This window comes from Sphingomonas sp. NY01 (assembly GCF_038809135.1).
Taxonomy (GTDB): domain Bacteria; phylum Pseudomonadota; class Alphaproteobacteria; order Sphingomonadales; family Sphingomonadaceae; genus Sphingomonas; species Sphingomonas carotinifaciens.
Genome location: NZ_CP101723.1, coordinates 159991 through 182050, shown reverse-complemented (window position 1 = coordinate 182050; position 22060 = coordinate 159991). Strand labels below are relative to the sequence as shown.

Annotated in this window: 21 protein-coding genes and 1 pseudogene; 14 read left to right on the top strand and 8 right to left on the bottom strand. The window is 63.8% G+C overall.

The genetic code is table 11. The features are described 5' to 3' along the window. The first annotated feature begins 145 nt into the window (after positions 1-145). Positions 146-1831 carry a hypothetical protein gene (locus NPJ82_RS16715; protein ID WP_342659088.1) on the top strand — a complete coding sequence of 562 codons (1686 nt, stop codon included), beginning with the start codon at positions 146-148 and terminating at the stop codon, positions 1829-1831. An 89-nt stretch (positions 1832-1920) separates the two neighbouring features. Here NPJ82_RS16715 and NPJ82_RS16710 read toward each other — a convergent pair whose 3' ends face one another. From NPJ82_RS16710 to NPJ82_RS16695, 4 genes are all read right to left on the bottom strand, one after another. Continuing rightward, positions 1921-4554 (bottom strand): AAA family ATPase, encoded by a 2634-nt coding sequence (locus NPJ82_RS16710; protein WP_342659087.1) that lies wholly within the window; start codon positions 4552-4554, stop codon positions 1921-1923. Next, on the bottom strand, positions 4551-5666 hold the full coding sequence (locus tag NPJ82_RS16705; protein WP_342659086.1) for a DNA repair exonuclease: 1116 nt from the start codon (positions 5664-5666) through the stop codon (positions 4551-4553). The genes NPJ82_RS16710 and NPJ82_RS16705 overlap by 4 nt, the downstream gene beginning before the upstream one ends. Positions 5667-5744: 78 nt before the next feature. Next, complete coding sequence (locus NPJ82_RS16700; RefSeq protein ID WP_043061448.1) at positions 5745-6131, bottom strand: type II toxin-antitoxin system VapC family toxin; 387 nt, start codon at positions 6129-6131, stop codon at positions 5745-5747. Continuing rightward, positions 6128-6373: an AbrB/MazE/SpoVT family DNA-binding domain-containing protein gene (locus tag NPJ82_RS16695; RefSeq protein ID WP_066548739.1), complete on the bottom strand. Its 246-nt coding sequence runs from the start codon at positions 6371-6373 to the stop codon at positions 6128-6130. Before NPJ82_RS16695 ends, NPJ82_RS16700 begins: the two co-directional genes overlap by 4 nt. A 268-nt stretch (positions 6374-6641) precedes the next feature. Here NPJ82_RS16695 and NPJ82_RS16690 point away from each other — a divergent pair, with 268 nt between their 5' ends. The 3 genes from NPJ82_RS16690 (at position 6642) to NPJ82_RS16680 (ending at position 9556) form a co-directional block, all read left to right on the top strand. After that, the gene (locus NPJ82_RS16690; RefSeq protein ID WP_342659085.1) at positions 6642-7286 is read left to right on the top strand and encodes a recombinase family protein; all 645 of its coding nucleotides are present in this window, start codon (positions 6642-6644) and stop codon (positions 7284-7286) included. Positions 7287-7465: 179 nt separating this feature from the next. Further along, a complete protein-coding gene (locus NPJ82_RS16685) occupies positions 7466-9190 on the top strand; it encodes a hypothetical protein (RefSeq protein ID WP_342659084.1) in 1725 nt (574 codons plus the stop codon). 153 nt (positions 9191-9343) lie between these two features. Next, a complete protein-coding gene (locus NPJ82_RS16680; protein WP_342659083.1) occupies positions 9344-9556 on the top strand; it encodes a hypothetical protein in 213 nt (70 codons plus the stop codon). Between the two features lie 103 nt (positions 9557-9659). Here the strand turns inward: NPJ82_RS16680 and NPJ82_RS16675 are convergent, their stop codons facing one another. From NPJ82_RS16675 to NPJ82_RS16665, 3 genes are all read right to left on the bottom strand, one after another. After that, a complete protein-coding gene (locus tag NPJ82_RS16675; RefSeq protein ID WP_342659082.1) occupies positions 9660-10613 on the bottom strand; it encodes an alpha/beta hydrolase in 954 nt (317 codons plus the stop codon). 108 nt (positions 10614-10721) lie between these two features. Continuing rightward, positions 10722-11336: a response regulator transcription factor gene (locus NPJ82_RS16670; RefSeq protein WP_342659081.1), complete on the bottom strand. Its 615-nt coding sequence runs from the start codon at positions 11334-11336 to the stop codon at positions 10722-10724. Beyond that, complete coding sequence (locus NPJ82_RS16665; RefSeq protein WP_342659080.1) at positions 11333-12406, bottom strand: histidine kinase; 1074 nt, start codon at positions 12404-12406, stop codon at positions 11333-11335. The genes NPJ82_RS16670 and NPJ82_RS16665 overlap by 4 nt, the downstream gene beginning before the upstream one ends. A 130-nt stretch (positions 12407-12536) precedes the next feature. Between NPJ82_RS16665 and NPJ82_RS16660 the strand changes: the two genes are divergently transcribed. Beyond that, positions 12537-13277: an SDR family oxidoreductase gene (locus tag NPJ82_RS16660; RefSeq protein WP_342659079.1), complete on the top strand. Its 741-nt coding sequence runs from the start codon at positions 12537-12539 to the stop codon at positions 13275-13277. Between the two features lie 77 nt (positions 13278-13354). On the opposite strand, the gene NPJ82_RS16655 is transcribed toward NPJ82_RS16660, so the two are convergent. Then, positions 13355-14239, bottom strand: a complete 885-nt coding sequence (locus NPJ82_RS16655) for a LysR family transcriptional regulator (protein ID WP_342659078.1) — start codon at positions 14237-14239, stop codon at positions 13355-13357. 91 nt (positions 14240-14330) lie between these two features. On the opposite strand from NPJ82_RS16655, the gene NPJ82_RS16650 reads away from it, so the two are divergent. From NPJ82_RS16650 to NPJ82_RS16610, 9 genes and pseudogenes are all read left to right on the top strand, one after another. After that, the gene (locus tag NPJ82_RS16650; protein WP_342659077.1) at positions 14331-15302 is read left to right on the top strand and encodes a quinone oxidoreductase; all 972 of its coding nucleotides are present in this window, start codon (positions 14331-14333) and stop codon (positions 15300-15302) included. 48 nt (positions 15303-15350) lie between these two features. Further along, complete coding sequence (locus tag NPJ82_RS16645) at positions 15351-15917, top strand: recombinase family protein (protein ID WP_342659076.1); 567 nt, start codon at positions 15351-15353, stop codon at positions 15915-15917. Between the two features lie 109 nt (positions 15918-16026). Continuing rightward, positions 16027-16779 carry an IclR family transcriptional regulator gene (locus NPJ82_RS16640; protein WP_342659075.1) on the top strand — a complete coding sequence of 251 codons (753 nt, stop codon included), beginning with the start codon at positions 16027-16029 and terminating at the stop codon, positions 16777-16779. A 147-nt stretch (positions 16780-16926) separates the two neighbouring features. Beyond that, entirely contained in the window at positions 16927-17250 is a 324-nt protein-coding gene (locus tag NPJ82_RS16635; protein ID WP_342659074.1) for a putative quinol monooxygenase, read from the top strand. An 11-nt stretch (positions 17251-17261) separates the two neighbouring features. Further along, positions 17262-17660 (top strand): heme-binding protein, encoded by a 399-nt coding sequence (locus tag NPJ82_RS16630; protein WP_342659073.1) that lies wholly within the window; start codon positions 17262-17264, stop codon positions 17658-17660. Beyond that, entirely contained in the window at positions 17657-18841 is a 1185-nt protein-coding gene (locus NPJ82_RS16625) for an MFS transporter (protein WP_342659072.1), read from the top strand. The genes NPJ82_RS16630 and NPJ82_RS16625 overlap by 4 nt, the downstream gene beginning before the upstream one ends. After that, entirely contained in the window at positions 18834-19472 is a 639-nt protein-coding gene (locus NPJ82_RS16620) for a cysteine hydrolase (protein ID WP_342659071.1), read from the top strand. Before NPJ82_RS16625 ends, NPJ82_RS16620 begins: the two co-directional genes overlap by 8 nt. 292 nt (positions 19473-19764) lie before the next feature. Next, entirely contained in the window at positions 19765-20163 is a 399-nt protein-coding gene (locus NPJ82_RS16615; RefSeq protein WP_342659070.1) for a VOC family protein, read from the top strand. A gap of 643 nt (positions 20164-20806) precedes the next feature. After that, positions 20807-21929, top strand: a pseudogene (locus tag NPJ82_RS16610) (IS3 family transposase). Positions 21930-22060 lie beyond the last annotated feature (131 nt).

The window sequence follows — 22060 nt, the reverse complement described above, 5'->3', positions numbered from 1 at the left end:
AGATTCGCATGCCCTGTGACAACCCGCCCCTTGAACGTCTACAAAATAGTCACGTAAGCTCATGAAAATAAACGGCTTCGACACAGGCTTGCGAAAGTGCCAGCCCACAAGGTAGTAGAATTAATAAATTAAGCAGTGTGACGTCATGCCTCGAAGCGTCTTGCAAATTCTCGCTGAAGAAGGTCCAGCGCGGTCCTCGCGCGTCGTCGCGGCGCTGATTGAGGAAGGGCTCTCCCCCGAGGCTGCCCGGCAGCGCCTCTCTCGCGCGACAAAGCCGATCCGTCGCTTCCCGGTGCAGCTCCTCCCCAAGCGGGAAGCGTTCGTCTACCTCGAAAAGGACCGCAACACCGAGAGGTTCTGGGCCAATCTGATCCGCGATCTCCGGGCAAGTGCCTCGGTTTTTGCAGCAGCGATCGACGGGATCACCGCCCGAGGCGGTTTCATCAGGGTGAGCCAGCTCTCTGTAGTCAGCGGCGCTCCGGCGCTTCCGCAAAAGGGCCAAGTGCCAGTTGCGCTGATTGCGCAGCGGCTGATCGCAGCAAGCATCCTGAAGGAAGTGCAGGATAGCGAAGGCGAGCTTTGCTACAGCCTCGCCCCGTCCCTGGCTTATGGCGACGAGACTGGCCTTCGTGCCCGCGACCTCGCGGAGCGCGTTCTCCTCGACGGAATGCGTGAATGGACTCGCAAGATCGGGCTTGGAAGCTACAATGCTATCCGTATCCGCGGCGACGCGGAGCTGAAGGCCATCGGTCCCTTCGAGTTCGACTTGGCCGGACCAAGTTATTTGCTGCCGCTGCAGGGCGGCGCGGCTAAGCCGGGATTCGTAGTCGCAGATGCTTTCGCCGAAGGCATTCTCACCGCCGACCAGATACAATTTTTCATTCGCAAGGCGCGCATGCTGAAGGCAACCCTGCCAAACATCGGCGTGCTGTCGGTGCTTGTTGCCGAAGGGTTCACCGGAGAAGCGCTCACCGCCGGCCATGCCGCCGGCATAATGATGGCGACGCCTAGGGACCTATTCGGCAAGCGCGTCGGCGCGGCGATCGCTTCGCTTGTCGCGGTACTGAAGAACGCCGGCGCCTACGCCTCGTCATCAAGTCCTGAACGCCTTCAGTTTCTGCTCGACAATTTGTTCGACATTGAGGGTAGAAGCCGAAACCTGCGCGGCGTGCTCTTTGAGCTGGTCGCCGCCTATCTGGCTCGACGAGGCGCGATGTCGATCGACATGAACGTCAAGGCCAAGGACCCGACCACGGGCAGGATCGCTGAAATCGACATCCAGCAGGTGACGCAGCAGGCGAGCGAGGTCACCGCGATCGAGTGTAAGGGCAAGGAGCCCGGAGGGGTGCTGAGCCTCGCCGAGGTCGAAACTTGGCTCGGCAAGATCGCGATCGTTCGCGCCCATTATCGTGCTCATCCGTATTTCCGTGAAGCACGGCAAAGGTTCGAGCTGTGGACGTCAGGAACTATCGCCGCTGACGCGCTCGACATGCTGACCCAGGAGCAGGCACGGCGCGTAAAGGCGCCAATCGCCTGGAAGGATGGTCAGGCGGTACTCGACCTCGCCCGGGCGGGTAAGGAGAAGGGTATCGCCGATGCTCTCAATCAGCATTTTCTTGAGCATCCCTTCGCAGTCGTGGCCAAGCAGTTGGAAGCCGAGGCTGCCTTGGCCGGCGTCGCTGCCGTTCAAGGTCCTGCGCATGGCGTGCCGGCTTCACCTCTGCCCGCCGTGAGCTTCTCTACTGCGCGGGCCAAGGCGCCTGCAGCTCTTCGCCCGATAGCGCCCGTCTCAGGCGACGAGCGCTGTCCCGAGCTGAAGGCGGCCGAGTAATCAGCGCCGTCGCTTCCGCTCGTCGTTGTCACGTGTGGCTGAACGAACGCCGGACAGCGATCATTCTGATTTCCTCACCGGCGGTGCCGCTAAAGGTTGTTCGTCAGGCTGATCCGGTTGCCAAGATGGCGGAAGGCGCGATCGCGGCAGGTAAGTAGGATGACCTGCATCCGGGTCGCGGCTTCTGTCAGAATCTCGGTCATGAGGTCGAGGCGGGCATCGTCCGAGTAGACGAGCGGGTCGTCCAAGATCAGCGACACCGGCACTCCCTGCTCAAGGAGCATATCAGCAAACGCCAGGCGGGTGAGAACCGCCAACTGCTCCTGCGTGCCCCTGGAGAGATCGCCGCAACTCTCGCCCACACCGCCCCGCGCGATCGACGATAGGCCAAGGTCGTCACCAAAGCCGGGGTCAGCGCCCGGCAGCAGGCGTTCAATGTGCCGGCGTGCACGTCGTGCCACCGGCCCGACAAACGTTCGTGATGTCTCGGCGCGTGCGCTCTCCAGCGTGTCGCGTAGCAGCTTCAGCGTATCCGCTTCCTGCGCCACACGTGCCAGGTTGGCAGCTGCGGCATCAGCCTCCTCACGCGAAACCGCTGCGCGTTCGGCCAGGCCCTTGCCGCCTTCCGCCTCAATCCGCGCCTCCAGCCCGGCAACCACCTTTTCCAGGTCGGTACGCTGTGCCCGGGCCACCTCGACCCGCTTGTCTAGCAGGCCGATCTGCCGTTCGATCGTCACAACGTCATGCGCGGTCGCTGCCCGTTCGGCATCCTGCAGGTTGACGAGCGCTGCAGCCTCCTGCTGGCGCGCTTCGCGCAAGGCCTCGTCAAGCGAAGCCACCTCGGGCCTGGCTTCCAAGGCGGCAAGCTGTGCCGCGGCGTTCAGCGCATCCCGCTCGGCGCCAGCTTCCTGCACCATCAGAGGAGCATTGCGCGCCTCCACTTCGCGCAACTGCTCGGATGCCACGGCATCGACACCTTCCGCCTTTGCCAACGCCGTATCCGCCTCACCTGATGCGATGGTTAGCGCCTCGACGTCTGGTTCTTCGCCACTCCCCTCCCCTTCCGCGCCTTCCCGCAATCCGGCGATAAAGAGCTTAAGGGCGGACGCACCCGCCTCGATTTCGAGCAGCGTCACGGCAGGCGTGATCCCGGCGATCCGCGCCTCGAGCGTGCGAAGATTGGCGACCGCGTCACGCGCGCTCTCGTTGCGAGCGCGAGCCGCAGCGACACTCTCCACCCCAAGCTCGGCCAAGGCTGCGTTCAGATCATCGGTTGCATTGGCAAGTGCCGTCTCGGCGCCTTGCAAGCCGACCGGCGGCCGGATAATCAGTTCGGCAGCGCCCAGTCGGATGAGCGTCTCGCGAGACAACATCCGGTCTCCACGCTCCGCCGCAGATCCGTCGATTGTCAGGCCGCTTACGTCGCCCGCGAACTCGATCCGCGTCGCACCGGCATCCACGGCCGCCCGCGCTTTGTCCACGGCACGTTCGCGTTCCTCGAGGCCCTTGATGACGGTGGTGGGGATCACCGCAGTCGCGAGCTGGCGCGTCGCTTCGTAGTCGGCCTCCAGCGCAACCAAATCGGCATATCGCCGTCGTGCCTCGCCAATTGCCCCCCGGCGCTCGCGCTCCGCATCCCGTATCCGAGCAGCGTCAAGTGCCGCGTGGGCGGTCCGCCGAGTGTCACGAGCACGGGTTAGCAGCTCACGAACTGTCGTCGCTCGTTCCTGCGCGGCCACCAGCTCCCCGACCAGGCTGGATCGACTATCCCGTGCCTTGCTGAGCGCCGCAGCCGCGTCGACGACAGCTTTGCGGGCGGTTGCGAGGCGCGATGCGAGATCTTCGAATGCCTTGACGCGGTCCACAAGGCGGCCCTGCTCAGCGCGGCGTGTGTCGAGCAGCTGAGCCGCAGAGCGCGCCACGTCGAGCTGGCCTACCAGCGTCCGACGCTGCTCAGCATCGGTGGTATCGGCAAGATCGCGGTCTAGCACCTTTAGCCGCGCTCGCGCAGCCTCGAGATCGGAGAAGCCTTGTTCCAAGGCGGCAAGCCGAGTGGCCGCCTCGCTCGCGGCGCGTTGTGCTGCCTCATGCTCGTCGCGTGCCGCGGTCTGGCGACCGGTCGGCCGACCGCTGTTGGTCCAGTATTCCGCGAACTGGCTGTCGATGCGGGGGCGAACACGCTGGTAGGCGGCACCGCCCATGATCGTGCCGACCTCAGCTTCCAGGGTGGCGCGAACGCTGTCGCGCACGATCTCGCCCGGCGCCGTCACTTCAAGCGCCTGCGCCTGGCCGACCCACAGCAGGCCGAGTGCGCCGTGCGCGGCCGCGTCGCCGCCTTGGCTGGTGTCGCGACGCGCACCGAGCAGCGCTTGCAGCTGCGCCTCGGCATCCTCGCCCTGCGCACGCCCGTTCGGTCCCCGAACCTCAACCAAAGCACTCTTCAGGAAGCGCTTGCTGACTTCCCACGCCTCGCCTTTCGCCTCGAAGCCGATCTCGATCTGCGGGGCGACGGCCTCACCGTAAGGCGCATAGCTACGCGCAAGCCGGTTGGCGGTGTTGTGCCGGATGAAGAAGGCAGCGCGCATCGCTTCCAGCAGCGTCGACTTGCCGGTCTCGTTGGGCTCGATGATGACGTTGAGCCCGTCGGTCAGCCCGTCGAGTACGAAGGGGTCGCGGTATTTGCGGAAGTTTGAAAGCGCGATGCGCCGGATCCGAAGACTCATGCCGCGTCCTGTCCCCGCTGATGTTCCACGAACAGGCGCTCGAGCGCGCGCCTGGCAATGGCGCCATCGCTGCCACCGGCTTCTATCATGCTCATCAGCTTGGCTGCAGCCGTGCCGATCATCCCCTCGACCCGCAGGTCTGCCAGATCCTGTTCGCTCGGCCGACCGACGAGATCGTCGGCGGTGACCGCCAGATGGCGGAGGCGATGGCGCAGGTCATTGTCGAGGCGCGCAAGGATCGCGATACGATCGGACAAACTGACGATACCCGAGAGCGAGAGCTGCAAGAGGGTTGCCGATGGTTCGACCTGTGCAAGCAGCCGGTCACACTCGGCGGCAAAGCCCTCCGCGTCTGCAACCGTCCACGAGCGCATCAGCCACTGGAACCTGCCAGTACGGATTGGCGACACCGACGGCTCCGCTCCTGCCTCAAGCGTTACGAGCAGAGCGTAGCCCGGCTCATCCCGCTGGAAGCGATCGGTTTCTGGCGTTCCTGAGTACCAGGTGCGCGCATCGACCCTGAGTCTCCCATGCCAGTCGCCGAGCGCAAGATAGTCGAGGTTGGAGCGCTGCGCGCAATCAGGTGCGATCTGGTTCTGCGCCTCGCCGCGCGACGAGAAGTCGCGGATCGAGCCGTGAGCGAGACCGATGCGCAAGCACGCGCCTGGCGTCTCCATCGTGTCGAACAGCGTGGTTGGATCGTCGAGATTGTGCCGGTGGGTTAGCGGTGCCGGCAGCAGCCACTGCCCGGGCTCTAACTCGCCTGGCACCGGCTCGGCGAGGATGCGGATATTGGCGACGCCCTTTGCGCGGACACGGTCCCACAAGCCGCTGTTGCGGGCGAAGTCGTGGTTGCCGGGCAGCAGCCACCAGGTACAGGCATAGCGCTGCATTCGCGATACCGCCTGCACGATTATACGGTCTTCTGGTCCTTCGGTATCGAACACATCGCCGGCGACCAGTACGTGCCTGACCTCATGCTCCGCTGCCGCCTTGCCGATCGCGTCAATCGCATCGAACCGGGCTTCGCTGAGGGCAGCGCGCACATCGCTGTCGAAGCGGCCGTATGGCTTGCCGAGTTGCCAGTCTGCTGTGTGGATCAGGCGTAGCATCGAAACCTTCTGGCGGTGTGGGCCATGGCAGTCGAGCCGAGCCCCCTACCCGCTCCCCTAACCCTTGACCGTACGAAGTCAGCGGATCGCAACAACCTTTACCTCGACGGCGTCGGCGACCTTCTTCCAATTCTGGTCGCTGGTCCATGCGGGCAGACCGTCGCGCCGTGCGAGTGCCAGGCAGAAACGATCACCGAGACTGAGCCCCGCCTCGGCTGTGGCCGCCCGCAACCGCCCAGCGATCTGCGCGAGCGCCTTGTCGGCCGGCACGACCGTCAGCGGCAATGGATCGAGCATCGCATCGACTTCGCGCTCGGGCATGCCGGCATGGACGAAGTGGCTGACGACCTCGGCATAGTTGACGCTGCTCACTCGCGCGCCACCGATTTCCGCCGCAACTTTTGCCGCGCCGCGCTCGCCCTTGAGCATCGCAATGATCGCAGACGCGTCCAGCACCACGCTCATTCGCCGCTCTCCTCCCGACGTCGGGCAAGAAATGCGTCCACAGATGCGTCAGGATTACCGCCGGTGTACTGCTTAGCCAGAGCCTGGGCGCGTGCCACAGCCTGGCCTGCCGTCCGCAACACCACGCCGTCCTCCGTCTCGTCGAGATAGACTGCACCACCGCCACTCAGGCCAAGGCGCTTCCGGACGTCCGCTGGCAGGCTCATGCGCCCGTTAGGGGTAATATTAATTTGCAAGGTCATGTTAGCACGCCAACCCCGATGCACCACGTCGATGCAATATAGCTGAAACGTCCGCCCACGACAACAATGTCGCTCTTGCGCCCATCTTCGACTCCAATGTCATACTTGTCCTTACGTGTCACACCGCTACGATCCTGCCAGATGCGCTTTTTAGGAGGTGCGTTTTGGGTATGCCTTTTGAAGACCGGCCCTAAACTGGTGCCTTAATGGCGCTTCATCCACTTAAAAAAGACTGGACAAATAAGCACTACGTATCGAAGACCAAACCATGTTTATCCGGGCCTACCTCCGCGCATCTACGTCCGAGCAGGACGCATCACGCGCCCGCAGCGTCCTCGACGCCTTTGCGGTTGAGCAGGGACTGCGGATCGCAGCGCGCTATGTTGAAAACGAAAGCGGGGCCAAGCTGCATCGGCCTGAGCTGTTCCGCTTGCTCAACGACTGCGAACCCGGCGACGTTCTGTTGGTGGAGCAGGTCGACCGGCTGTCCCGACTCACCTCCCTGGACTGGGTCCGCCTACGTGGCCTGATCGATGCCAAGCAGGTCCGCATCGTCGCGCTCGACCTGCCGACATCGTGGACCCTGACGGCGCCGGCCGACGAGTTCACCGGCCGCATGTTCGCCGCGGTCAACGCGATGATGCTCGACGTACTCGCCGCGGTAGCGCGCAAGGACTATGAGGATCGCCGTCGTCGCCAGGCTGAAGGGACGGCTAAGGCCAAGGCCGCCGGTCTCTACAAGGGCCGTCCTGCGAACAAGGCCCGGAACGCTGCTATCTCATCTCTGCTGAGCGATGGCCGCAGCTGGCGGGAGATTATGGACGCGACTGGATGCAGCCGCACCCTGCTCGCCAAGATTGCTCGCGATCGCCGGCTCCTCAAAGCTGCGACGTCGGTCGAAGCGGACGGCTAAAGCAGTCCCGTAACTCCATCTCGATCAAGCCATTTCGGGAAAACAGTTTCGGGAACGGATTTCGGGAATTTTGCCGCGCTCGCCTCTGGATACGGTCCCAGCCCCGCCACGATCTCACCCGACCTTCCCAATTGGGAAAGCCTGATTGTCGAAGCGCACGCCATCGCTACCATAGTGACATGCGCCTCCTTTTTAGTATCGCCGCCCTGACGTTGGTGTCTGCCGCCCCACCAGTCGCACAGCAGCCCGTCCAATATACGCTGGCGCCGGAGGTGTCCGGCGGCAATATCACAGCCTTGCGGGTTCAGGTCCGCTTCCGCGCCGACCCCTCGGGCACCACTGACTTCCGATGGGATGACGGTTGGAGCGGCGAGCGCCACCTTTGGCAATGGGCGCGCGATGTGAAGGTCCAAGGTGCGACGGGCGTCGAGCAAAGCAATGACGGGCATTGGCGCATCCGTGCCGCCCCCGACGCGAGCCTGACCGTGACCTATCGCATCGTATCGGCATATGACCACGATCCGACCGTCGAGGACAGCGAACAGGCGCGACCAGTTGTCCGGCCGGGCTGGTTCTATGCCGCGGGCAACGCGCTGTTCGGCTTCCCCGCCGGCCGCGAGAAAGCGCCCGTGACCTTCGACTGGACAGGCGCATCCGGGATCGGCTTCGCGTCCGATCTCGAGCATCTCGCGGGCCGGACCCGCGCGGCGCTTCGCCCCGGCACCGTGGCCGACGCGCTGGAAAGTATCGTCATCGGCGGACATGACCTCAGGACATTTCCGGCACGGGACGGGTCCGGCGTACGCGTGGCAACGATTGGTAGTTATGCCTTCACGCCGGAGCAGTTGGATCGCCTCGCCCGGCGGGTTGTCGCCGTTGAGCGGGATTTCTGGCGGACGGATCGGGGTGCGCCCTTTCTAGTGACGGCGGCTCCCCTCGTGGGCAATCCGGCGGTGATGAGTTTTGGCGGCACCGGCCGCGGTGATGCCTTCGCGCTATGGGTCGATCACCGCGCACCGCTGGACCGCATGAAATGGCTGCTCGCCCATGAGTATTTTCATAGCTGGAACCCCGCGCGACTCGGCACGATGCCCGAAGATCGGGATGCGCGACCGGCGCATTATTGGTTCAGCGAGGGCTTCACCGACTATTATGCGCGAGCCCTGATGGTTCGTGCCGGCGTGATTTCCCCGGCCGAGTTCGCCGCCCAATGGAACGAGATGCTGGCAGCCTATGCCGGATCGCCAGTGCGGACCTTGACGGGCGCGCAGGCGGCATCTGCCTTCTGGGACAATGACGCAGCGCAGAAGCTTGCATATCAGCGAGGCGCGCTCCTTGCTGCGATCTGGAACCGGCGACTGTTGGAGGCCAGCGGCGGACGGACAAACCTCGATACGGTGATGCTTGCGCAATTAGCGGCGGCCCGTACGTCCGACGGCTACGCGACCGACATCTTTCGCCGTCTGGCCGCGCGCAGTGGACTGAGTGTCGATGACGACGAGGCACGCCATCTGGCTCGCGGAGAACCGATCCTGTTGCCCGCCGACACCTTCGGATCATGCGCGACGATCGTCACTGAACAACGCCCCTCTTTCTCACGAGGGTTCGATGCCGAAGCGACCGCCGCTGCCGGCAACGTCGTGATTGGAGTTGATCCTGGCCATCCCGCCTATGCGGCGGGCCTGCGTAACGGCATGAAGATTCTTGAACGAACCGAAGGGGAACCGGACAACGCCCTTGTTCCCTATGGTCTGCTGGTCGAGGATCAGGGTGCAAAGCGCACCATTCGTTACCTTCCGCAAGGGAAGGAACGGGTTTCCGTCCAGCAGATGCAGACCACGAGGGCAAGTGACAGGCAATGCGGGCAGACTTTGGGCGGAATGGCGAGCGCGACCCTAGGCTGATATAAGGCACCGACTTTGCCCGAAACCGCGTCTCTCAGACGTTTCGAGAAACCTAATATTTTCTCATTTCACCATCGTTTTCGGGAAGAGCCAGACCCTCGACAATTTCCCGTCGCGTCGTCACATAAGCTATTACGAAACAGAAAAGAGGCGATGAAGATGCATAAGAATGCCCGAGAGCGATATCTGCCGGTCGCCATGATTCCTGCGATCATGCCGGTTATCATGTTACCGGGTATGAAAGCTGATCTCTCGCCGTATCTATACTACGGAATTTGGAGCCTTTCGCTTGGCCTGGCAATCATGGGTGTTGCTTGGCTGGCTAAGGGTGCGCCGCGCCAAACCGCAAAATCCGCCCGGTCGTAGAGCGTTGAGCTCAGTCCCGTAATTTGATCCTTGTGGGAAGGACCGGGCCGTCTCGCTGGCCGTTGCCCAACCGGGAAGGTTTCTCCTTCCCGGTTGGTGTGGTTCATCGCGTGGATGGTCCGGCAGGTGCGGCAAGAAACGGTCGTAGCAGCTCGTCCAGCCGCTGCGGTTGATCCGACATGATGAAATGCCGCGTGCCATCCACCCGAGCCAGCTTGACGTTCGGCATCGTTCGATAGCTCGCTTGGAATATGGCATCTGTCATTTCCGCAGTCGGCTTCGTCCCGTCCGGGTACGTCAGCGTCGGATCGGAGGCGTATAGCACGAGGGTAGGCGTTCTGATGGCGGGAAGCGCCGGCCGAAGATCGGTGGTGAGGTCTTCATACATGGCGCGACTCCCCACCTCGGGATCGCTCGCCAGTCCGTCCGCTGCAATCCGCACGCGGGCCACCGGGTCTAGTGCCAGCGATTGGGCTATGTTGCGCTCCCCCGCTTCGCGGCGTGCTTGCGACGCCGTAAAGGTGCTGTCGCTCATGGATCGGGCCATCGGACGAACGCTGTCGGCGGTGGAGTTGGGACCGAACATCAGCCCCCAGAAAGGAGTGGCATCGACCACGACCAGCTTGGTGACATCCTGCGGGTATTTCGCCGCCAGCATCAATCCGAGCAGGCCCCCGAGCGAATGCCCGATGATGACGGGGCGCATCCGCCGTGCGGCGATATAGGCGTGCAGGTCTTCCACGAGCGCCGGGAGCAGCGGGTCCGCCGTGGCATTGGCGCCGGCGGGCTGTCCGGCGAAGCCGTTCACCTGGAACAGGTGAAGCCGATAGTCGGGCGCCAGCTTCGCGGCCTGCGCTTCCCACACCCACCGTCCGCCGGTCAGGCCGGGGAGCAGGATCACGTCGGGCTTGCCGGTGGCGCCCTGGTCCACGACTGTGAAGCGGATCGGGGCGGGTGCCGGAGCGGCAGTCGGGGATGACGGCGCGGCCTGCGCCATGCCCCAAGCGAGAGTCAGGACAGCGGCAGTCAGGGCAAGAGCGGCCCGCAGGTTGAACATTGATGCGTCCTTTCGGTAAGCCCGATCGGGCTATTGATGGGACGCCTCTCCACCGACAGCGGCTTGCTTGGTAGTGACGAATGTCACCCGCCACATCGCGCCGGCCGCCTACAGCCACCCTTTCGCGCGGGCGTTGCGGACGGCTTCGATCCGGTTGGCGGCGTAGAGCTTCGATGCCGCTTCCGAGAGATAGTTGCGGACGGTGCCCGTCGAGAGGCCGAGGCGGTCGCCGATATCCCTGTTCGGCATCCCTTCTTCAGCCAAGCGCAGCACGTCGCGCTCGCGATCGGTCAACGGATCGACCCCCGCCTTGCGTGCCGCTTCGGCGAGATCGGCCGGGATGACGATACCGCCGCAGTGAACCGCCCGGATCGCGCTGACCAGCTCGTCCGCCGGCGCGACCTTGAGCAGGTAGCCCGATACGTTCGCGGCGCGAGCGCGCGTCAGATAGCCCGGCCGCGCATAGGTCGTGACGACGATAACGCGCACCGGCAGCTTTTCCGCGTCGATGGCATGGGCCAGCTCGATGCCGGACCGGCCCGGCATCTCCACGTCGGTCAGGAGGATGTCGGGGCGCAGCTCGCGAACCATCGTCAAGGCGGCGTCGCCGTCCCCCGCCCGGCCGATGACCTGGAGGTCGTCTTCCAGCGCAAGCAGGGCGGCGATGGCACCCAGCACCAGCGTCTGATCCTCGGCAATGATGATGCGGATCGGATCGCTCATGCCGGCACGCTCGCGACCAGCGTCGTGCCCGCGTCCGTACGGATGACCAGTTCACCGCCGGCCGCCACCAATCGCTGTCGCATCCCCGTCAGGCCGTTCCCTTCCACGATCGCCTTTCCCATGCCGTCATCGGCAACGATCATGGTCAGCCGCCCCGCCCCGTGCGTCAGCCCGATCGAGCACCGGCCGGCGTCCGCGTGTCGGATGACGTTCGTCACCGCTTCGCGCAGCGTCATGGCTAGGATCGCGCCGGCATCGGGCGGGATCGCCGTCCGATCGCCGTCAATGTCAGCCCGGATGCTCGCCGTTTCCAGCGCCGCGACCGATGCTGCAATCTCGTTGGCGAGGCTTCCTCCGGCATGGCCGTCAAGCGCGGCCCGTATCTCGGCGAAACCGGCACGAGCCTGTTCGCCGATGCTGCGCGCCTCCTTGGAGGCCGCCTCGCCGTCCCTGCCGGCCAGGCGCTCGACCAGATCGGCCTTGAGGGCAACCAGCGTCAGCGTGCGGCCGATCACGTCGTGAACGTCGCGCGCCATGCGCTCGCGCTCGGCAAGGCCGGCGAGCCGCCGCACTTCCGCTTGCGTCGCTAGGAGAGCGTGCGTGCGATCGTAGAAGGCTTCCCGCGATAATGCTGCACCGCCGATCAACGCCGGCAGGATCAGGCTCGGCAACCACCATGTCGGGGGTTGTCGTGACAGAATGCCGGCGACCAGGAACACGACGATAGACAGCAGGATCGCCCATATGGCTAAGCGCCGGGGCCGGAGGTGAGCGGCCTGCATGGCGGGATAGACCGCCAAGGCGCTCCAACCGCCGCCTACCGGCACCAAGGCGACGCCGATCGCCGCCATGATGGCGATCGATCCAGCGAGCGTCTTTCCGGTCAGATGGAAGGATCGGAAATAGACGGCCAAGAAGATACCGAGCGCGACGGCTGACAGCAGCAGTTGCTTCGGACCGGGAGGCACCCACAGCCAAGGGATGCCGTAGGTGGCAAGATAGGCCAGCCAAGGCCAGGGACCGTCCCACCATCGCATATCGCTTCGCATGGTTTGAGCGTCCGGTTTCACGCCGACTGGGTCAAGCTCGGGCTTTCGTTCTCAGAAGTGACGGGTTTAGAGAACGCTTTCTCTTTCTCGATCAACGATCCCGGTGGGAAAGCCGGATGCCGGAAGCGACTTCGTCTGCTAACTTCGCTCAATGGCGAGGTTCGAGAACAAGCGCGTCCTTATCACGGGCGGAACGAGCGGCATGGGTCTGGCCGGCGCGAAGCGCATCGTCGCCGAAGGCGGCAGCGTCATCGTCACAAGGCTCAGTCCGGATCGTATCGACGGCACGCGACGTGAACTCGGCGATCGTGGCCAGGTCCTCGCCAACGATGCCGCTGATCCTGCCAGCGTCGCCATTCTGGCCGAGACGGCAAACAATGCGGGCGGACTCGACGGACTATGGCTCAACGCCGGATATGCCGCGCTCGGCGCGCCTGAAGAAGTCGACGCCAGTGCCTTCGACCGGATGATGGCCGCCAACGTGCGGGGTCCGATGCTTCAACTCGCTGCGCTCTCCAATCACCTGAGGGACGGGGCCTCGGTCGTCGTCACGTCATCGTCCTCGACCTATGAGGGCGCCGCTGCCACAAGCCTGTACGCTGCCACCAAAGGGGCACTGGTCGCGATGGCACGGTCTTGGGCGACGGCATTCGCGCCGCGAGGCATCCGTGTGAACGTCGTCGTGCCCGGACCGATCGACACCAATTTCCGCCACTTCCTGCCGGCTGAGGCAAAGCGCGGTTTCGAGGATTTCGTTGTCGGTCAGGTCCCGCTGGGTCGCCCTGGTACACCCGAGGAAGCGGCGGCTGTTGCGCTGTTCCTCCTCTCGGACGATGCCTCCTACGTCACCGGCAGCCAATATGCCGTCGATGGTGGCCTAATTATGCAGTAGCCGCCCGTTCTCGTTTCGCGATCCCAATGGGAATGCCCCATCGCCATGTCGGCCTATTCTGATAGGAATGGCTTGGGTCATTCGGCTGACCCGCTTGGCTGGCTAGAGGGAACAGCCGTGACTCGATCTGCACCGCGCAGGGCGTCGATCACGGCACGGATCGAGGCTGCTGTTCTGATGTCCGTGTGCAGGGTGAGCCACACGTCGCGGGTTACAATCGCGTCGCCCTTATTCGCTCGGACGAGGCCCGACCATCGGGATGTCAGGAATTCCGGCAATAGTGCGACACCGCTTCCAGCGGCTGCGAGGGCAGCCTGTATATCGACTTGGTCGCTTTGCCACGGGTCAACATCCCGCTTAGCGAGTTTTGCAAGCTCGGCTTGTTGAAGTGAACTCGCCATAGCGCCGACCGAACCGATGAACACCCAATCGTCTTTCGGGGTCGTCGAGAGATACTCGGCGCTGCCATAAAGGTGGAAGGGCATCGTGCCGATCCGCATGGCCGTCAGCTCGTTGCCTTCTGGGCGACTGAGCCGAATGGCGATGTCGGCCTCGCGCCTCGCAAGTGAGGCGCTGTGCGCCTCTCCGAGCAGGCGTATCGCCAGCTTGGGGTGCCGAATTCGAAGAGCCGCGAGGCGACCCGCCAGCACCGAAGCCGCGTAGGCGGGTGGCGCACTGATCGTCACCCTTCCTCGCAGTTCGGAACGGCTTCCGTCCGCCAGGCGCTCGACCGCACGGATAGTCTCGGCCATCTGGTCGGCGAGCGCGGCCACCTTTTCCCCCGCCGGGGTAAGAATGAGGCGACGCCCACGCCGATCGACCAGCTTCATCTGCAACCGGTCTTCGAGCGCCGCAATCCGCCGCGCGACGGTGGCATGTTCGATCCCAAGCGTTCTAGCCGCACCGGACAGACTGCCCGTTCCGACGAACGCGGCAAAATGGCGAAGATCGTCCCAGCTCATATCAGCGATCTATTCCCATTCGTTGTGTATCGCACGGGAATTTTCTGCCAGCATCCTTCGCTGCAAACGTCTTCGCGAAGGAGACATGCTCATGGATATCGCAGTCAGATTGAAGCACCCCGGCGGCCCGAACCAGCTCGAGACGATCGAGTGGCCTGCACAGGTGGCGGGCAAAGGCGAGTTGCTTATCCGACACGAGGCGATCGGCCTCAACTTCATCGACATCTACCATCGAACCGGCCTGTACCCTTTGGCGCATCCGGCGATCCCCGGTGTCGAAGGCGTGGCCCGCATTGAGGCGATCGGCGACGACGTTCAGGGCCTGCATGTAGGGCAGCGGATTGCCTATGCCGGTATCGCGGGCGGCTATGCCACCACGCGCCTCCTGCCCGCGTGGCGCGCCGTACCGCTTCCCGAGGGGATCGATACGAAGGTGGCCGCCGCATTCCTTTTGCGCGGGTTGACGATCCACATGCTGATGAACCGCACGTTTCCGGTCACGTCGAGCACCACCTTGCTGGTCCATGCCGCAGCCGGGGGACTGGGAGCGTTCGCCACCCTCTGGGCCAAGCGCCTCGGTGCCACGGTGATCGGGACTGTGGGATCGGACGCGAAGGCCTCGATCGCAATCTCGCATGGCGTCGATCACGTGATAGTCGGGCGTGACGCTGACTTCGCGGCCGAAGTGTCCAGGCTCACAGAAGGGCGCGGTGTAGATTTCGCGATAGACGGGATCGGCGGAAGCACGCTTGGCAAGACGCTGGAATGCGTTCGACGGTTCGGCACCGTAGCCAGTATCGGCGAAGCAGGTGGCTCCATTCCCGCTCTCGCCGTCGAAGCGATCGGGCCGCTGCGGTCGCTCAGTTTCGCGCGACCGAGCGTCATGGCCTACGCCGCGGACCCTGACACCTATGCATTGGCGTCTCGAGCCGTGGTCGACCTGATGGCAGCGGGCGTCGCCGCCCCGATAGGACGACGTTATCCGCTACGTGAAGCGCCGCAAGCCCACGCCGACCTCGAAGCGGGACTGTTCTCCGGTGCTGCCATCCTGCTGCCGGGGTGATCGTGATCGGCATAGTTCATCCACAACACCTCCACGGGACGACGGACGATGTTGATAGGCTATGCGCGTGTCTCAACGGCCGACCAGGATCTCGCTTTTCAAATTGACGCTTTGACGAAGGCCGGTTGCGAGAAGATCTTCACTGATAAGGCGAGCGGTGCGAAATCGGATCGTCCAGGCCTTGCCGATGCGCTGCAATTTGTGCGGGGCGGTGATACATTGGTCATCTGGAAGTTGGATCGGCTTGGCCGATCGATCCGGGGCCTGATTGAGCTGGCCGCTGGCCTGTCGGCTCGCAAGATCGACTTTCGATCACTGACTGATGGTTTCGATACGGCCACGCCCTCTGGAAGGCTGCTGTTTCATATCCTTGCCTCGGTAGCCGAGATGGAACGCGAGCTGGTCAGGGAGCGCACAATCGCCGGTCTGGCTGCGGTCCGCGCGAAGGGCGGCAGCGGCGGAGGGAGAAAGCTGGCGATGACGCCTGAGAAGATCGACACGGCGCGCAAGCTACTCGCGGCAGGTGACAAGCCCGCAAAGATAGCCAAGTTGCTGAATGTCGGCGTGTCGACGTTCTACCGTCATTGCCCAGGCGGCCATCGTCTATCGGGCTGACCCGCCGTTGTTCTCTTTTTTCCAGGTGTCGGGGCAATCGAGAGATCTTCGGCTGTCTCGCTGGCCGTTCCTTATCGGGAATGGGTCGGCATTCCGAGCATTTGCCCGTATGGAAAGAAGGCCTTCCGTCAGGAAGCCTTGGCAGCATCAGGGACAGACGTTGATCCAGTCGATTGAGCGTGCCGTCGCACTCCTTGAGATCATCGCGCGGCATGGCGGGGCAGCCAGGCTTGGCGAAGTCGCGGCGGAGGCGGGCATCGGCAAGACGACGGCGCATAACATCCTGAAGACGCTGGAGGCGCTCGGCTATGTCGGACGCCGTAGTGGCGACGCAAGCTATCACCTGGGCGGTGGCATTCTGAACCTGGCCCGGATCGCGGGTGACGACGGCAATCTGCGGCGTCGCCTGCGCCCCACGCTGGAGCGCATCGCGGTCGCAACCGGCGAGACGGTGTATCTGGCGGTTCCGAGCGGCGACGAGACCTATTATCTTGATTGCGTCGAGTCCGGCGCGGTGCTGCGTACCACCAGTCAGACAGGGATGCGCGAGCGACTGGAAGGCTCGGCGATCGGACTGGTCTTCCTTGCGTTCCTGCCGGGTCTCGGCAGGCGTCTGCTCGCCGCGCGAGCCGAAGCGTTAGGCCCGGCGATCGTAGACGAAATCGCGGCGGTAGCCACACGCGGCTACGCGCTCGATCTGGAAGGCTACATGCCCGGACTGCACTGTATCGCGGTGCCCTTCCGCGAGCGTGGAGAGGTGCGTGCGGCGCTGGGGCTTAGCGGGCCGGCAGTGCGATTGCCGCGCGCACGTCTGGACGAGATCGCCTGGATGATGATGGAACTGGCGATCGAAGCTGCTTGAGCGTCCCCGACGCTCCATTGTTCAACATTGTTGGAGATATGGCGATTCTGATAACTATACTATGCGGTTCCAGGAACTAGGGCCAACAGATCGTCTTATCCTGTGCATCAATGACCCCACGCCGGGTCGCTGTGCAGGAGCCACGTCATGCCCGATTATCCGCTGGATGTCGTCGGGATTGTCATCGCCACGGACGGGCAAGAAGAAGCGTTGGAAGCCGTGCTCATGCGCTGTGTCGCGCCAAGCCGGGCCGAAAGCGGTTGCCTTGCCTATGCCCTTCATCGCGACCGTGAGCGGCCCGCACGCTTCGTCTTCATCGAACGCTGGGCCGATGATGGCGCCTTCGCCGCGCACCAGGCGACGCCTCACTTCCGCGCCCTCGGCAAGGCAATCCGCGACCTGATCGCATCCCCACCCGAGACGATCGTCACCCGGCGTCTGGGTGGCACGACTGTCGTTCCCGCAACCTGAAAGGCATTCGTATGAACACTGCCATCGCCCATGCTCTCGTCGCCGCGGCCGAAGCCGAAGCGACACGCGGCGGGTTCGCTGTCTCGATCACCGTTCTCGACGCCGCAGCCCATCCGGTCGCCTTCCTGCGGATGAACGGCGGCGCGATCGGTCCTGCCGAGGTCAGCTTGAAGAAGGCGCGCACCGCCGCACTCTTCCAGGCCGACAGTGCCGTTCTGGGCGCCGCTGCGCAGCCAGGCGGGGCGATCTATTCCCTCGAGCACACGCATGGCGGCCTCATCAGCTTCGGCGGCGGCGTCGTGGTACGGGACGCGGCGGGAGTGGTCATCGGCGCGATCGGTGTCGCCGGAGCGACGGTCGAGGCAGATGAGACCATCGCCCAGGTAGCCGCCGCCTCGCTGCACGCTTGACCGCTGCAATGACTAGTATCCGTACACCGCCGGGCCTGTTCGCACTGGCCGTCGCCGCCTTTGCCATTGGCACGACCGAGTTCGTTATCGTCGGGCTGATCCCGGAGATGGCGCGCGACCTCGGCGTCTCACTCACCACAGCGGGGCTGTTGGTCAGCCTGTACGCTCTGGCGATCACGCTCGGCGCGCCGAGCGTCACCGCGTTGACCGGCCGCCTGCCGCGCCGGCAGCTTGCCATCGGACTGATGGCGATCTTCACCGCCGGCAACCTGATTGCCGCTGTTGCACCAGGCTATGGCCTGCTGCTGGCGGGACGGATCGTAACCGGCATCGCGCACGGCGTGTTCTTCTCGATCGGAGCGACCGTCGCGACATCCCTGGTCGACAAGACCCGATCCGGTCAGGCGGTGGCGCTGATGTTCGCCGGACTGACGGTCGCGATGGTCGTCGGCGTGCCGCTGGGCGCCTTCATCGGTCAGCACCTGGGTTGGCGCGCACCGTTCCTGGTCGTAGCGGGGCTCGGCGTTGTCAGCATGGCTGGCCTGATACTGTTTCTGCCGAAACAGATCGCCCACACGCCGCCCTCCGGCCTTGCCGCGCAGCTCAAGCTGCTCGGTCAGCCCCGCTTGGCCTCACTCTATCTCGTCACCGCGTTCGGCTTCGGTGCGTCGTTCACCGTCTTCACCTACCTGTCACCCTTGATGACCGGGGTCACCGGCGTATCGGAGGGAACCGTCAGTCTTGCCCTGATGCTGTTCGGTGTGGCGACGGTGATCGGCAATCTCATGGGCGGCGGTCTGTCAGACTCGTTGGGGCGCAGGCGCGCGCTCGTTACCACGCTCACAGGCCTGATCGTCGCCCTTGCGGCCCTGCCGTTCACCGTGACGAACCCGGTGACGATGTTCGTCAACCTGTTCGTCTGGGGGGTCTTTGCCTTCGGCCTCTCGCCGATCGTGCAGGCAGGCGTCGTCGCGGTGGCGGAGGAGGTTGCTCCGCAAGCCGTCGGCACCGCGTCCGGGTTCAACATCGCCGCCTTCAACCTCGGCATCTTCGGTGCCTCCTTTCTTGGCGGCGTCCTTGTCGCCGGGCCGGGCATTCTCACGACCCCATGGGCGGCTGTCGCCGCCGCCAGTGTCGCGCTTACCATCACTCTGATCCACAGGGAACGTACTCATGGATGACCCCTTGACGCTCGACCCGTCACGTACCGCCGTGCTCGTCATCGACCTGCAGAACGACAATCTCGCTCCCGGCGGCGCTTCCGATGGCAGCGAGGGCTTCCGCCATGCCCGGTCGCAGCAGGTCGTGGCCCATGCCGGGCGGATCGCCGATGCCGCCCGGTCGGCGGGGGGCAAGGTCGTTCACTGCCATTTCGTCATCGATCCCGAAGCCGGCGGAGCGGGTCGGAACACGCCCCTGTTCCGCAAGATCACCGATGGCCCGATGGTGGTGCGCGCGAGCTGGGGTGCGGCCCCTGTCGCCGGCGCCGAGCCGCGACCGGGCGATCTGGTGATTGCCCGGTCGCGCATGAGCGCGTTCGGGGGCACGCAGCTGGACATCATGCTGCGCAACCTACGGATCGACACCGTCGTCGTGACCGGCGTCCATCTGTGTCACGCCGTCAACCATACGACGCGTGATGCAGCCGATCTCGGCTACCGCGTGCTGCTGGTCAGTGACGCCACCGCTTCACAGAGTGCCGAATGGCAAGCGGCGGACCTCGCAACCGGCCTCACCGATATCGCGGAGATCTTGACGACGGAGGCGGTGATCACCGGGTTTCTCACCAAGCAATCGGAGGCGACGGCATGAAGATTTTCGCATTGAGCGTTCCGATCAGCTCCATCGGTTCTTCCCGGCGGGTGGCGAGCGCGGTGTGATGCGCTTCACGGATCGGGCACCGCTCCCAAGTCGTGGCACGGGCCGTGCCCGTCGCCGGCTGCATTTGGGGCGATCGCGCATGGGTATATCCATCGCTTGCGCCTGACACAGAAAAGATGCTTGCGTGAACTCGTCATACTGCGGCAGCTGATATTTCTCTGAATACCATCCCAAACGGTAAGCGGGCGTTGCCGCGCCGGCTGAAGTACGGCAGCGATGGAGAATGCCTCAGCGACTGAACCTCACTGCTCTCCTCGTCGACGAATATGACACCGCGCTGACGTTCTTCGTCGGTAAGCTGGGCTTTGAGGTTCGTGAAGACACCCAGCTTGGAGACGGGAAACGATGGATCGTGGTCGCGCCGGAAGGCGCGGCGAACGGCCTCCTTCTGGCGCGAGCCGTTGGCGAGCGGCAGCGGAATGCCATCGGCGATCAGAGCGGCGGTCGAGTGTTCCTGTTTTTGGAGACCGATGATTTCGCGCGAGACCACCTCGCCTACACGCAGCAGGGTGTACGTTTTGTCGAGGAGCCTCGGCACGAGCCATACGGCATCGTGGCGGTCTTCGAGGACCTCTATGGAAATCGATGGGATCTGATCGAGCCGATTACCACCGAGCGATGATCTGCATTCCTCGATCCCTATGGGATCGTGGCTCGACGCGCTCTCAAACGCCGACGCGATAAAGCGCCGCCCCCCTGAAGCCCGAACGGATGGCCGACGCGAGCGGCACTGATCCATGCGCTGTCGAGGACATCGCCTGAGCGCCGGTTGACGAGCTTCCCCCCTGCCCTTCCACGTGGTCAAGCCGCCCTGCCCTAGCGTCGACGCCATCGCGAGCGACGTTTTCGCAGGGACTTAACAAAAATCGACTTAGCTAACGATCCAACAGTCGTTACGGGCGTTATCAATATCGCTGAGCTGATTTGTCAGATACGGTAGACAGCGCAGCAGATTCTGCCTTTGGGCAGTATTTGGGAGGCGTCGCTTAACCATGACGGACAAGGAACTGCTTCGCGGTCTTGAGGAGCACCACCGAGTCATCCGGATTGGCCTCGCCTCAATTCAGAGTCACTGCGCTCATGACTGCGCCAACATTGCAGATTTGGAAAAGGCTCGCGTAGATCTAACCCGCGCAAGCCGCGAAAGGTCAGCGTTTGTTAGCGACCGCATTATTCCGCGACTGAGCTGAGCCCTTCGGATTGGTCCATTCTTTGTGAGAAATTCCCGGTTAGGTTTGGCAGGTGCCGGACGAGGGAATCCGCCGATGAAGAAGTCGAGGTTCAGCGAGCAGCAGATAGCGTTCATCCTGAAGCAGGCCGAGGATGGAACGACCGTGGAGGAGGTATGCCGAAAGGCCGGCATATCGATCCAGACCTATTACCGATGGCGCAGCAAATACGGAGGGCTGATGCCGTCGGAGATGAAGCGCCTGAAGGTGCTGGAGGAGGAGAACGTCCGGCTGAAGCGGCTGGTGGCGAACCTCAGCCTGGATAACCCTGTCCTGAGCTTGTCGAAGGGGAAATGCTGCAGGACGTCATCCGCCGAAAAATGTAGGGCCTGGTCGAGCCCGGGAGATCGTCGGCTATTTGCAGGCGAGCTACCAGGTCAGCGAACGGCGAGCCTGCAGCGCGTTTCCGATCAATCGATCGACCCAGCGCTATCAGTCGCGCCGCCTCGATCAGGCCGGCCTCAAGATGCGGATCAAGGAGTTGGCTGCGACCCGTGTTCGCTATGGGTACCGACGCATCCATGTGCTGCTCCGACGGGAGGGCTGGGAGATCAACCACAAGCGCACTCATCGGCTGTATCGTGAGCTCGGGCTGCAGCTGCGCAACAAGACGCCCAAGCGCAAGGTGAAGGCGAAGCTGCGCGATGACCGGACGCCGGCGACGGCACCCAACGAGTGCTGGTCGATGGATTTCCTGTCGGACCAGCTGTTCGACGGTCGCAAGATCCGGGTGCTCTCGATCGTCGACAACTTCACCCGTGTGTCACCAGCGCTCGACGTACGGACGAGCTACCGCGGCTCTGACGTGGTCGAGACGCTCGAGCGCATTGCCGTGGTACACGGTCGTCCCAAGCGTATTCGTCTGGATAATGGCCCGGAATTCATCTCGAAGGATCTCGACCTGTGGGCTTACCAGCATGATGTGGTGCTGGACTTCAGCAGGCCTGGAAAGCCGACCGACAACGCGTTTGCGGAGGCGTTCAACGGCCGGGTGCGGGCCGAATGCCTCAACGCATACTGGTTCTTGAGCTTGGACGACGCACGGGTAAAATGTGAGGCGTGGCGGCGTGATTACAACGAGCACCGTCCGCATAGCTCCCTCGGCAACCAGACCCCGATGGAGCGCGCTTTTTCGTCAGGGCAGGCATGCCTGCCCTGACGAAAAGAGAGCCGGTTTTCTCATAAAGACCGGACCAGAGACGGGGTGAGGCTCATCCTTGATCCAGACTCTCATAGTCGATGGACCACTCAGAAGGGGGCAGCTCAGTATGAGCTCGATCCTACGGCTGG